Source organism: Streptomyces litchfieldiae (genome assembly GCF_031845365.1).
Lineage (GTDB): Bacteria > Actinomycetota > Actinomycetes > Streptomycetales > Streptomycetaceae > Streptomyces > Streptomyces litchfieldiae.
Genome location: NZ_JAVREL010000013.1, coordinates 189,858 through 202,374, shown reverse-complemented (window position 1 = coordinate 202,374; position 12,517 = coordinate 189,858). Strand labels below are relative to the sequence as shown.

At 73.0% G+C, this 12,517-nt stretch carries 11 protein-coding genes; 7 read left to right on the top strand and 4 right to left on the bottom strand.

The window, feature by feature from the left end; genetic code table 11:
* Positions 1–369: 369 nt before the first annotated feature.
* The gene (gene rpsT, locus RM590_RS22225; protein WP_311706424.1) at positions 370–636 is read right to left on the bottom strand and encodes a 30S ribosomal protein S20; all 267 of its coding nucleotides are present in this window, start codon (positions 634–636) and stop codon (positions 370–372) included.
* Positions 637–801: 165 nt separating this feature from the next.
* Between rpsT and lepA the strand changes: the two genes are divergently transcribed.
* Positions 802–2,661, top strand: coding sequence for a translation elongation factor 4 (lepA, locus tag RM590_RS22220; protein ID WP_311706423.1), 1,860 nt, complete (start codon positions 802–804; stop codon positions 2,659–2,661).
* A 95-nt stretch (positions 2,662–2,756) separates the two neighbouring features.
* Positions 2,757–4,634 carry an AMP-dependent synthetase/ligase gene (locus tag RM590_RS22215; protein ID WP_311706422.1) on the top strand — a complete coding sequence of 626 codons (1,878 nt, stop codon included), beginning with the start codon at positions 2,757–2,759 and terminating at the stop codon, positions 4,632–4,634.
* Between the two features lie 89 nt (positions 4,635–4,723).
* Here the strand turns inward: RM590_RS22215 and hemW are convergent, their stop codons facing one another.
* Genes hemW through RM590_RS22200 form a run of 3 tightly spaced genes read right to left on the bottom strand, consistent with a single transcriptional unit; the run spans position 4,724 to position 7,516 of the window.
* Entirely contained in the window at positions 4,724–5,956 is a 1,233-nt protein-coding gene (hemW, locus tag RM590_RS22210) for a radical SAM family heme chaperone HemW (protein ID WP_311706421.1), read from the bottom strand.
* Positions 5,957–5,970: 14 nt separating this feature from the next.
* On the bottom strand, positions 5,971–6,789 hold the full coding sequence (locus RM590_RS22205; protein WP_311706420.1) for a DUF3097 domain-containing protein: 819 nt from the start codon (positions 6,787–6,789) through the stop codon (positions 5,971–5,973).
* 13 nt (positions 6,790–6,802) lie between these two features.
* Entirely contained in the window at positions 6,803–7,516 is a 714-nt protein-coding gene (locus RM590_RS22200; protein ID WP_311706419.1) for an MBL fold metallo-hydrolase, read from the bottom strand.
* A 152-nt stretch (positions 7,517–7,668) separates the two neighbouring features.
* Here RM590_RS22200 and hrcA point away from each other — a divergent pair, with 152 nt between their 5' ends.
* The 5 genes from hrcA to RM590_RS22175 all read left to right on the top strand — a co-directional run bounded on the left by hrcA (position 7,669) and on the right by RM590_RS22175 (position 12,513).
* Entirely contained in the window at positions 7,669–8,685 is a 1,017-nt protein-coding gene (gene hrcA / locus RM590_RS22195) for a heat-inducible transcriptional repressor HrcA (RefSeq protein ID WP_311706418.1), read from the top strand.
* Positions 8,686–9,819 (top strand): molecular chaperone DnaJ, encoded by a 1,134-nt coding sequence (gene dnaJ / locus RM590_RS22190; protein ID WP_311706417.1) that lies wholly within the window; start codon positions 8,686–8,688, stop codon positions 9,817–9,819. It abuts the gene before it with no gap.
* 39 nt (positions 9,820–9,858) lie between these two features.
* Entirely contained in the window at positions 9,859–10,608 is a 750-nt protein-coding gene (locus RM590_RS22185) for a 16S rRNA (uracil(1498)-N(3))-methyltransferase (RefSeq protein ID WP_311706416.1), read from the top strand.
* A 118-nt stretch (positions 10,609–10,726) separates the two neighbouring features.
* Positions 10,727–12,016, top strand: coding sequence for a hypothetical protein (locus tag RM590_RS22180; protein ID WP_311706415.1), 1,290 nt, complete (start codon positions 10,727–10,729; stop codon positions 12,014–12,016).
* Positions 12,013–12,513: a hypothetical protein gene (locus RM590_RS22175; protein ID WP_311706414.1), complete on the top strand. Its 501-nt coding sequence runs from the start codon at positions 12,013–12,015 to the stop codon at positions 12,511–12,513. The genes RM590_RS22180 and RM590_RS22175 overlap by 4 nt, the downstream gene beginning before the upstream one ends.
* Positions 12,514–12,517: the final 4 nt, after the last annotated feature.

Sequence of the window (12,517 nt, the reverse complement as noted above, 5' to 3'; positions counted from 1 at the left end):
TAGCCGGCGGGAGACGGGCCGTAGGAATACGGCCCGGACGCTCCGGGCGGCTGCTGATAAGGGTTCGATGCCCCCCCCGGTATCGACATACCGGGAACGTACCCCGTCCGGGGCCAACTCCCCAGCGCGATTTCCCTCGTTCTCGGTCACCGGATTCGGGCCGCCGGGACCACGGCCAACCGGGGGCACGCGAACGACAAAGGCCCCGGCCGCCGGGGAGGCGGCCTGGGGCCTGGAGCACGTCGTTGCCGTGGTGAGGAGCACCGCACCCGCGTGGCGAACGTCTGGGATCAGCGCGGGGCTCGCACGGCGCACCGGCCGGGGCGGAGAGAGGGGCCGCCGGAGCCGGACCGGTGACGGGCCGAGGGGTCAGCCCTGGAGCGCGTTGACCTGGGCGGCGAGCGCGGACTTCTTGTTGGCCGCGTTGTTCTTGTGCAGCACGCCCTTGCTCACGGCCTTGTCCAGCTTGCGGGAGGCGACGCGGCGCGCGGCCTCGGCCTTCTCGTAGTTGCCCTCGGCCACGGCCTCGCGCGCCTTGCGGACGGCGGTCTTGACCTCGGACCGGACGGCCTGGTTGCGCAGGCGGGCCTTCTCGTTCGTCTTGATCCGCTTGATCTGGGACTTGATGTTCGCCACGAAATGAGCCTTCACAGGTTCGGTTGAGATGTGGTGTGCCCGAATGGGACACAGTGGGCCAGCGTACCAGCGGCCCCCGCCCGGCTCCCAATCCGTGGTGGCCCCGCCAGCATGGGACGATGGGGACGACCAAGCGACCCACCGCCATACCCGACAGGACCCCGCGTGCCCGCGATCTCTTCGAACGCGCCGGAGCCGAGCCGCACCGACCCGGCTCTCCTCCGCAACTTCTGCATCATCGCGCACATCGACCACGGCAAGTCGACCCTCGCCGACCGGATGCTCCAGCTCACCGGCGTGGTCGAGCAGCGGCAGATGCGCGCCCAGTATCTCGACCGCATGGACATCGAGCGTGAGCGGGGGATCACGATCAAGTCCCAGGCGGTGCGGATGCCGTGGGCGGCCGGGGACACCCCGCACGTGCTCAACATGATCGACACCCCCGGGCACGTCGACTTCACCTATGAGGTGTCCCGTTCCCTCGCCGCCTGTGAGGGCTGCATCCTGCTCGTCGACGCGGCCCAGGGCATCGAGGCCCAGACCCTCGCCAACCTGTACCTGGCGATGGAGAACGACCTCACGATCATCCCCGTGCTCAACAAGATCGACCTGCCGGCCGCGCAGCCCGACAAGTTCGCCGGCGAGCTGGCCCACCTCATCGGCTGCGACCCGGGCGACGTGCTGCGCGTCTCCGCCAAGACCGGCGAGGGCGTCGCCGAGCTGCTGGACGAGGTGGTCCGCCAGGTGCCCGCGCCGGTCGGGGACGCGGACGCGCCCGCCCGCGCGATGATCTTCGACTCGGTCTACGACGCGTACCGCGGCGTGGTCACCTATGTGAAGGTCGTCGACGGCAAGCTCGGCCGGCGCGAGCGCATCCAGATGATGTCCACCGGCGCCACCCACGAGCTGCTGGAGATCGGCGTCAACTCCCCGGAGATGACCCCCTCCGACGGGCTCGCGGTCGGCGAGGTCGGCTATCTGATCACGGGTGTGAAGGACGTCCGGCAGTCCAAGGTCGGCGACACCGTCACGCTCCAGCGCCACGGCGCGACCGTCCCGCTGGGCGGCTACAAGGACCCCAAGCCCATGGTGTTCTCCGGGCTGTACCCGATCGACGGCTCGGACTACCCCGCGCTGCGCGACGCCCTGGAGAAGCTCCAGCTCAACGACGCCGCCCTGGTCTACGAGCCGGAGACCTCCGCCGCGCTGGGCTTCGGCTTCCGCGTCGGCTTCCTCGGGCTGCTGCACCTGGAGGTCGTCCGGGAGCGGCTGGAGCGGGAGTTCGGCCTGGACCTGATCGCCACCGCGCCCAACGTGGTCTACCAGGTGACCATGGAGGACGGTACCGAGCACACCGTGACCAACCCGAGCGAGTTCCCGACCGGGAAGATCGCCGAGGTCCGCGAGCCGGTGGTGCGCGCGACGCTCATCGCCCCCAGCGAGTTCATCGGCGCGATCATGGAGCTGTGCCAGACGCGGCGCGGCACCATGCAGGGCATGGACTACCTCTCGGAGGAACGGGTCGAGCTGCGGTACACACTGCCGCTGGCCGAGATCGTCTTCGACTTCTTCGACGCGCTGAAGTCCAAGACGCGCGGTTACGCCTCCCTGGATTACGAGCCGACCGGCGAGCAGGCCGGCGCGCTGGTCAAGGTGGACATCCTGCTGCACGGCGACAAGGTGGACGCGTTCTCCGCGATCGTGCACAAGGACAAGGCGTACGCCTACGGCGTGAAGATGGCGGGAAAGCTGCGCGAGCTCATTCCGCGGCAGCAGTTCGAGGTGCCGATCCAGGCCGCGATCGGCGCCCGCGTCATCGCCCGGGAGACCGTGCGGGCCATGCGCAAGGACGTGCTCTCCAAGTGCTACGGCGGTGACATCTCGCGAAAGCGGAAGCTGCTGGAGAAGCAGAAGGAAGGCAAGAAGCGCATGAAGATGGTGGGACGCGTGGAGGTCCCCCAGGAAGCGTTCATTGCCGCGCTCTCCTCCGATTCCGAAGGCGGCGAGGGCAAGAGCAAGAAATAGGCCCTTACGCGCACGGGCCCGGGGCTTTAGTCTGATCGCCACTCCACGGTTACCCGTGAGTTACCCCCGTTGCAGCGCGGCACCCGGAGGAAGTCGTGACGGATAAGCAGCATCCGACCCACTCGCTCAGCGACCGGCCGCCGTCCGTGGCGCACCTGTTCCTGGACCGCGTCGACGCCACCCCCGACCAGGAGGCGTACCGGTACCCGGTCGCCTCGGCGGGGGACGGCCCGGACGACTGGGGCCACTACACGTGGGCCCAGGCGGCCCAGCGGGTGTACGCGATAGCCGCGGGGCTGATGGACCTCGGCGTACGGCCGGAGGAGCGGGTGGCGATAGCCTCGACCACCCGCGTCGACTGGATCCTCGCCGACATCGGCATCATCTGCGCGGGCGCGGCGACCACGACCGTCTACCCGCAGACGAACGCGGAGGAGACCGCGTTCATCCTCGCCGACTCCGGCTGCCGCGTGCTGATCGCCGAGGACGCCGGCCAGCTCGCCAAGGTCCGCGAACGCCGCGCCGAGCTCCCGGAGTTGGCCCATGTCGTGGTCATCGACGCGGCCGACGCGGTGCCCGCGGACGACGACCCGGAGGGCTGGGTGCTCTCCCTGGCCGACCTCGCCGAGCGCGGCGCCGCGCATCTGGAGAAGAACCCGGACTGCGTGCGGGACAGCATCGCCGCCCTGCGCGGCGACCAGTTGGCCACCCTCATCTACACCTCGGGCACCACCGGCCGCCCCAAGGGCGTGCGGCTCAGCCAGGACACCTGGTCCTACATGGGGCTGGCCATCGAGGCCATCGACCTGGTCCGCCGCGACGACAACCAGTACCTGTGGCTGCCGCTGGCGCACGTCTTCGGCAAGGTGCTGCTGGCCGGGCACATTCGGGTCGGGCACGTGATGACCGTCGACGGCCGCATCGACAAGATCGTGGAGAACCTGCCGGTGGTGACCCCCACCGTCATGTGCGGGGTGCCGCGCATCTTCGAGCGCGTCTACAACGGGGCCGCGGCGAAGGCCCGCGCGGGCGGCGCGCTGCGCCACCGCATCTTCACCTGGGCCGCCGACGTGGCGCGCGAGTACGCCCGCACCTCCCAGGAGAACTTCCGCCGCACCGGCAAGCCGGCCGTGCCCGCCGGGCTCGCCGCCAAGCACGCGGTGGCCGACCGGCTGGTCTACAAGAAGCTGCGCACGGCGTTCGGCGGGCGGATGCGGGCCTGCGTCTCGGGCTCGGCCGCGCTGACCCCGGACATCGGGTACTTCTTCTGCGGCGCCGGCATCCCGATCCTGGAGGGCTACGGCCTGACCGAGTCGGCGGCGGCCAGCTTCGTCAACCCGCGCGCCGCGTACCGCACGGGCACGGTCGGCAAGGCGCTGCCCGGCAACGAGGTGCGGATCGCCGAGGACGGCGAGATCCTGCTGCGCGGCCCCGGCATCATGCAGGGCTACCACGGGCTGCCGGAGCAGACCGAGGAGGTCCTGGAACCGGACGGCTGGTTCCACACCGGCGACATCGGCGAGCTGTCGGACGACGGGTATCTGCGGATCACCGACCGGAAGAAGGACCTGTTCAAGACGTCGGGCGGCAAGTACGTGGCGCCCACGGAGATCGAGGGCCGGTTCAAGGCGGTGTGCCCGTACGCCTCGACGATGGTCGTCATCGGGGCGGGCCGGAAGTTCTGCTCGGCGCTGATCGCGCTGGACGAGGCGGCGCTGCTCGGCTGGGCCAAGGAGGCGGGCGTGCCCGGCGGCTACGCCGAGGTGGTGGCCTCGGAGCGGACGCGGGAGCTGATCGACGGGTATGTGCGGACGCTGAACGACGGGTTGCAGCGGTGGCAGACGATCAAGAAGTTCGAGCTGCTGCCGCGTGAGCTGGATGTGGAGCACGGTGATCTGACGCCGAGCCTGAAGCTGAAGCGGCCGGTCGTGGAGCGGGAGTTCGGGGAGCTGATCGAGGGGATGTACGAGTAGCTTGCGCGGGGCGCGCCTCGGCGCTTCGCGCCGGGGTTTCGCCTACCCGCCCGCCCCTTTCGCGGTGGGTGGGTCGAGGGGTGGGGGCCTCAGTCGACCAGGTCGCGGGTCAGGGCGTCGGCCAGGAGGCGGCCCCGGAGGGTGAGAACCGCGCGGCCGTCGGTCAGGGCCGCCGGGGAGAGCAGGCCGTCGGTCGCCGCGCGCCGTGCCGCCGCGAGGCCGGCGGGGCGCAGCAGGGACAGCTCGCAGCCGGCCGAGCGGCGCAGCTCCAGCAGAACGCGCTCCACCCGGCGGTCCTCCGCCGCCAGCACCTCCCGGCCCGCGCCGGGGGAACGGCCCTCGGTGAGGGCCTGGGCGTACGCGCCGGGGTGCTTCGCGTTCCACCAGCGCACGCCGCCCACGTGGCTGTGCGCCCCCGGGCCCGCGCCCCACCAGTCGGCGCCGGTCCAGTACAGCTCGTTGTGCCGGCAGCGGGCGGTCGGCGAGGTGGCCCAGTTCGACACCTCGTACCAGGCGAAGTCGGCCGCCGACAGCGCCTCCTCCGCGATCAGATAACGGTCGGCGTGCACGTCGTCGTCCGTCATCGGCACCTCGCCGCGGCGCACCCGCGCGGCCAGCCGCGTGCCCTCCTCCACGATCAGCGAGTACGCCGAGACATGGTCCGGGCCCGCGCCGATCGCCGCCTCCAGGGAGGCGCGCCAGTCCGCGTCGCTCTCGCCGGGGGTGCCGTAGATCAGATCCAGGTTGACGTGCGCGAACCCCGCCGCGCGCGCCTCCGCCACACAGGCCTCCGGGCGGCCCGGCGTATGGGTGCGCTCCAGCACGGCCAGCACATGCCGGCGCGCGCTCTGCATGCCGAACGAGATCCGGTTGAACCCGGCCTCGCGCAGCGCGGCCAGCGAGGCGGGGTCCACCGAGTCCGGGTTCGCCTCGGTGGTGATCTCCGCGTCCTCGGCGAGGCCGAACTCGGCGCGCACCGCGTCCAGCATCCGGCCCAGGTCCCCGGGCGGCAGCAGGGTCGGTGTGCCCCCGCCGACGAAGACCGTGCTCGCCGGGCGCGGGTCGTCGCCCAGCACCTTGCGGGCCAGGCGGATCTCCTGCTCCACGAGCCCCGCGTAGTTCTCCCGGGAGGCCGCGGCGCCGCCCGAGCCGCGCAGCTCGTCGGCGGTGTAGGTGTTGAAGTCGCAGTACCCGCAACGCGTCGCGCAGTACGGGACGTGCAGGTAGAACGCCAGCGGCCGGTCGGCGGCCCCGGCCAGGGCGGCGGCGGGCAGCGCGCCGTCCGCCGGGACGGGCTCGCCGTCGGGGAGTGCGGAGGGCATGTCCCCATTGTCCGTCACCCGGAGGTGCCCACCGTCACATGATCGATCAGGTGCTCGACCGGTCCCAGCAGCCCGGGCTCCAGGTCCCGGAAGTCGCGCACCGCGCCCAGCACACGGCGCCAGGCCGCGCCCGTGTGCTCCGGCCAGCCGAGCGCCCGGCACACGCCCGTCTTCCAGTCCTCGCCGCGCGGCACCCGCGGCCACGCGGCGATCCCGACGGCCGACGGCTTGACCGCGGCCCAGATGTCGATGAACGGGTGCCCGACGACGAGCACGTGCGGGTCGTCGATCTCCGCCGCGATGCGGGACTCCTTGGAACCGGGCACCAGGTGGTCCACCAGCACGCCGAGCCGGGCGTCCGGGCCCGGGCCGAAGGCGCGGACGATCTCCGGGAGGTCGTCGATCCCGGCCAGGTACTCCACGACCACGCCCTCGATGCGCAGATCGTCGCCCCACACCTTCTCGACCAGCTCCGCGTCGTGGCGCCCCTCCACATAGATGCGCCCGGCGCGCGCCACCCGGGCGCGAGCGCCCGGCACCGCGATCGAGCCGGACGCGGTCCTGGCCGGCCCTCCGGCCGCCGCCGGCCGCGGCCGGACCAGGGTGACGACCTCGCCCTCCAGCAGGAAGCCGCGCGGCGCGAGCGGGAAGACCCGGTGGGCGCCGAAACGGTCCTCCAGCGTCACGGTCGTCTTGTCGCAGCGGATCACCGCGCCGCAGAAGCCGGTGGTGACCTCCTCGACGACCAGCTCCGGATCGGCCGGCACCTCGGGAACGAGCTTGCGCCGCTTCCACGGCGGCGTCAGATCGGGACCGTACTGTCTGCTGCGCATGCCCCTCATTCGATCACGGCGCGACGCCGAAGCGACGGGCCAGCGCCGCGCGTTGGGCCCGCACGAACGCCGCGTCCACCACCGCGCCATGGCCCGGCACGTACCGCGCGCCGGGGCCGCCCAGCTCCAGCAGCCGGTCCAGGGCGGCCGGCCAGCGTTCCGGCTCGGCGTCCGGCCCTGCCTGCGGCTGCCCGGACTCCTCGACCAGGTCCCCGCAGAACATCACCGGGACCGGACCCGGGACCAGCACGGCGACATCGTGCCCCGAGTGCGCCGCGCCCAGGCCGATGAGAACGGCCCGCCGCCCGCCGCCCAGGTCCACGTCCAGCGTTCCCCCGGCCGGCACCTCGTGCCAGGACTCCGGCAGGGCGGCGGCGTCCGCCGACCCGCTCTCCAGCCCGTACCGCTCGGCGTCCCGGCCCACCTCCGCGCGGCCCCCGGCCGCCAGGAACCCGGCCAGCCCCTCGCCGCCGTACGCCTCCGCGTCCGGCAAGGCGGCCAGGCCCAGCACATGGTCGAAGTGCGGGTGCGTGATCACCACCCGGGTCACCGGCCGGCCGAGGAGCCCGGCCAGCTCCCGCGCGGCCTCCCCACCGGCCGACCGGGACGGCCCGGCGTCCACCAGCAGCACCCCGTCGGGCCCGGCGACCGCCCCCAGCGTCTCGTCCCAGCCGGGCAGCCGCCGGCGGACCGTTCCGGGGCCCAGCTCCTCCCAAGCACTTGCCATGCCGTGACCTTAGCGGCGGTGGGTAGGTTCTCTCCGGCCGCTCGTTCCCTGGTCGTACTACCCGGCCGTACACTGGAGCAGGGCTTGGCACTCGCCAGGAAGGAGTGCCAGGGCGGCAGCCAGGTAGGACAGCCGGACGGGAGGTGTGCGACATGCTCAGTGAGCGCAGGCTGGAAGTGTTGCGAGCCATCGTCCAGGACTATGTCGGCACCGAGGAGCCGGTCGGCTCCAAGGCGCTGACCGAGCGGCACAACCTCCAGGTGTCGCCGGCCACCGTGCGCAACGACATGGCCGCGCTGGAGGAGGAGGGGTACATCGCCCAGCCGCACACCAGCGCCGGGCGGGTGCCGACCGACAAGGGCTACCGGCTCTTCGTCGACAAGCTCGCCGATGTCAAGCCGCTGTCGGCCCCCGAGCGCCGTGCCATTCAGAACTTCCTGGACGGCGCCGTCGACCTCGACGACGTCGTGGGCCGCACGGTCCGCCTGCTCGCCCAGCTCACGCGGCAGGTCGCCGTTGTGCAGTACCCCTCGCTCAGCCGCTCCACCGTCCGGCACGTCGAGCTGCTGTCGCTGGCCCCGGCCCGGCTGATGCTCGTGCTGATCACGGACACTGGGCGTGTCGAGCAGCGCGTCGTCGACTGCCCGGCGCCGTTCGGCGAGACCTCGCTCGCCGACCTGCGCGCCCGGCTCAACAGCCGCATCGTCGGCCAGCGCTTCTCCGAGGTGCCCGGCCTGGTGGCGGACCTCCCGGAGTCGTTCGACCTGGAGGAGCGGGGCACCGTCTCGACGGTGCTGTCCACGCTCCTGGAGACCCTGGTCGAGGAGACCGAGGAGCGGCTGATGATCGGCGGCACCGCGAATCTCACGCGTTTCGGACAGGACTTCCCCCTCACCATCCGCCCGGTGCTGGAGGCGCTGGAGGAGCAGGTGGTGCTGCTCAAGCTGCTGGGGGAGGCCAAGGACTCGGGCATGACCGTGCGCATCGGTCATGAGAACGCTCACGAGGGCCTGACATCCACATCGGTCGTCTCCGTCGGCTACGGTTCAGGAGACGAGGCGGTCGCGAAGCTCGGCGTGGTCGGACCGACCCGCATGGACTACCCCGGAACGATGGGAGCGGTGCGCGCAGTGGCACGGTACGTCGGACAGATCCTCGCGGAGAACTAAGTGGCGGCGGACTACTACGCGATCCTTGGCGTGCAGCGCGATGCCTCGCAGGAGGAGATCAAGAAGGCCTTTCGCAGGCTGGCGCGCGAGCTGCACCCGGACGTGAACCCGGACCCGAAGACCCAGGAGCGGTTCAAGGAGATCAACACCGCCTACGAGGTGCTCTCCGACCCGCAGAAGAAGCAGATGTACGACTTGGGCGGCGACCCGATGGGCGGCGCCTCGGCGGGCCCGGGCGCCGGCTTCGGCGCCGGCTTCGGGAACTTCTCGGACATCATGGACGCCTTCTTCGGGACCGCCTCGCAGCGCGGCCCGAAGTCGCGCACGCGGCGCGGCCAGGACGCCATGATCCGCCTGGAGATCGACCTCAACGAGGCCGCGTTCGGCACCACCAAGGAGATCCAGGTCGACACCGCCACCGTCTGCACCACGTGCAACGGCGAGGGCGCGGCCCCCGGCACCTCCGCGCAGACCTGTGACATGTGCCGCGGCCGCGGCGAGGTCTCCCAGGTCACGCGCTCGTTCCTGGGTCAGGTCATGACCTCCCGGCCCTGCCCGCAGTGCCAGGGCTTCGGCACCGTGGTGCCGACCCCGTGCCCGGAGTGCGCGGGCGACGGCCGGGTCCGCACCCGGCGCACGCTGACGGTGAAGATCCCCGCCGGCGTGGACAACGGCACCCGGATCCAGCTCGCCGGCGAGGGCGAGGTCGGCCCCGGCGGCGGCCCGGCCGGCGACCTCTACGTGGAGATCCGCGAGCAGCCGCACCCGGTGTTCCAGCGCCGCGGGGACGACCTGCACTGCACGGTCACCATCCCCATGACGGCCGCCGCGCTCGGCACCAAGGTGCCGCTGGAGACGCTGGACGGCATGGAGGAGGTCGACATCCGGCCCGGCACCCAGTCCGGCCAGTCGATCCCCCTGCATGGCCGCGGCGTCTCGCACCTGCGCAGCAACGGCCGGGGCGACCTCGTCGTGCACGTCGAGGTGCAGACCCCGCAGAAGCTGGACCCGGAGCAGGAGGAGCTGCTGCGCCGCCTGTCGGAGCTGCGCGGCGAGGAGCGGCCGATGGGCCAGTTCCAGCCGGGGCAGCAGGGGCTGTTCTCCCGCCTGAAGGACGCCTTCAACGGCCGTTAGAACGAGCGCAGCGAGCGGAACGAGCGGAACGACATCACCATGGCCACCGCGCCTGTCTTCGTGTGCGAGTCGCTGACGGGCGCGCGGCCCGGCACCACCCTGCGGCTGACCGGCCCCGAGGGGCGGCACGCCGTCTCGGTGCGCCGGCTGCGGGTGGGCGAGGCGCTGGTCCTCACCGATGGCGAGGGCGTCGGCGCGGCCGGCACCGTGGCGGCCGTCGAGGGCAGGGACACGCTGGACGTCACCGTCGCCGAGGTCTGGGAGGAGCCGTGGCCGCGGCCCCGGCTGACCGTGGTGCAGGCGTTGCCCAAGGGGGACCGCGGCGAGCTGGCCGTGGAGACCATGACCGAGACCGGCGTGGACGCCATCGTCCCCTGGACGGCGGCCCGTTGCGTCACCCAGTGGCGCGGCGAGCGCGGCGCCAAGTCCCTCGCCAAGTGGCGCGCCACCGCGCGGGAGGCGGGCAAGCAGGCGCGCCGCGTGCGGTTCCCGGCGATCGCGGAGCCGGTCACCACCCGGGAACTGGCCGGGAACCTCGCCGCCGGGGCCGCCTTCGCCGCCGTGCTGCACGAGTCGGCCGCCGAGCCGCTGGCCGCCGCACCGCTGCCCGCCGAGGGCGAGATCGTGCTGATCGTCGGCCCCGAGGGCGGGGTGGCCCCCGAGGAACTGGCCGCGTTCGAGGACGCCGGGGCACGCGCCTACCGGCTGGGCCCCACGGTGCTGCGCACCTCCACCGCCGGCACCGCCGCCGCGGCCCTGCTGCTGGGCCGGTCCGGCCGCTGGAGCTAACAGGCCCAGTCCTGCCGCAACCGCCGCTCCGCGTTGCCGCGTCGTGGCATGCGGGGACCGGTCCCCCGCGTGGTGGGGTAGGGTCCTGGCTACTTTCGGGCACAGGGGGGAACTGACGGTGCAGCAACCGACCCTGACGGACACGGCCGAGCTGGCCAAGGAGCTGGACGAGCTGGCCGGCCGGGAGGAGCTGGCGCTCAGAAGCGCCGAGCTCCAGGGCCTCGCGGCCGATCTGCGCGCCGGCAACCGGCTCGCCGAGTGGGCCGAGCTCGATCTGGTGGCCGCGTTCGCCCGGCCGGAGAGCCTGGCGGCGCCGGCGCCGGTGACGTCCCGGGAGGGGTTGTTACGGAGGCTGGTTCGCGTCGTGCGCGGCCGGGCCTGGCGCGGCCGGACGCCGCGCGAGGTGCTGAACGCCGCGGTGGCCGGCGCCCGGCGGGTCCGGGTGCGCGACGAGCTGCTGGAGGCCGCGCTCGGCGTGCTGGTGTTCGTGCCGCTGCTGGTGACCTGGTTCGGGCTGCGCGAGGCCAGCCGCGCCTATCACGAGCTGAGCGAGGAGGACCCGGAGCAGGCCACGCGCCCGTTCCTCCAGTTGTGGCAGTCGGGGTTCGGCGGGCGGGTGTCCGCGCTGGGGCGGTTCGACAACGTGGCGCTGATGGCCGTTCTCCTCATCGCCCTCATCGTGCTGACCGCCGTCTGGCACGCCCGGGTCCGTGGCCGGGCCGACCGGGAGCGGGCGGAGCGGGAGACGGAGCGCGAGCATCTGCTGGGCCGGCTGACCTCCGTGCTCACCCGCACCCAACTGGCCCTGGCCGACCAGCGGTTGGCCGCGCCCATGCGGTTCACCGGCGAGCTGGCGAAGGCGGCGGGCAAGCTGGAGACGCTGCTGCGGAAGGCCACCGACGGCCAGCGCGCGCTGAGCCGGGCCGCCGACGCCACGCAGCGGGCCACCGACGGACTGGGCACGGCGGCCGACCGGCTGTCCGCCGCGGTCGCCCCGCTGGGCGCGGCCACCGCCCGGCTGGAGGCGGCGGTGCAGGCCGGGCAGGCGGAGAACGCGCGGCTGGCCTCCGCGAACGCCGCCGAGGTGCGCGGCGTCGGCGACCGTATCACCGGGATGGGCCGGCAGATCGAGACGGCCCTCAACGAACTCACCACGGTGCAGCGCGAGTTGCTCACCACCTCCCGCGATGTGGTGGCGGCCACCGACCGCGCCGCCGAGGCCGTCGTGCAGAGCGCGGAGGCCACCGACGAGGCCGTGCGCGGCATGCGGGACGCCACGGACCGGTGGGACGCCGCGGCGGCTCACTGGGAGAACGCCGCGCACCAGGTCGAGGAGAAGACGCGGAACCTCACGGGCTACGCGCCCGGGTTCGTCGGGGTGCCGGGCCCGCAGGGGCCGGTCCGGTGACCGCCGCGCGCCCGCCCGCCCGGCGGCGGCGCGTGGGGCTGATGGCGCTGGCGGGCTGGCTGTTCGCCGACCTGCTGCTGGTCCTCGCCCTCGTCTCGATGAGCGGTCAGCCCGACCCGCTCGCCGCCCCGGAGCCCGGGCAGTCCGCCACCCCCACCCCCACCCCCACGCCCGAGCCGCCCGAACCCGAACCCGAGGGCCCGCGCGGCGTGGAGCGCGAGCCCGTGGAGTTCGGCGTGCGCGGCACCGACACGGCCTGGCTCGCCGAGCAGATAGCGGCGGAGACCGAGCGCTGGGCCGGGCGGGAGGCCGCATTCGTGCTGACCTTCGGCGGCAGTTCGGGCGGCACGCAGTACGCCGGCCGCGTCAACGCGCTGCTGCACCAGGCGCGTCCGGACATGTTCGCCGAGGACATCACCCGCGAGGACTTCCACGACCTGGGCGAGCCCGCCAACACCGCCCGCCTGTGGGTGTACTTCTACACCGCGCCGAGGTGACCGC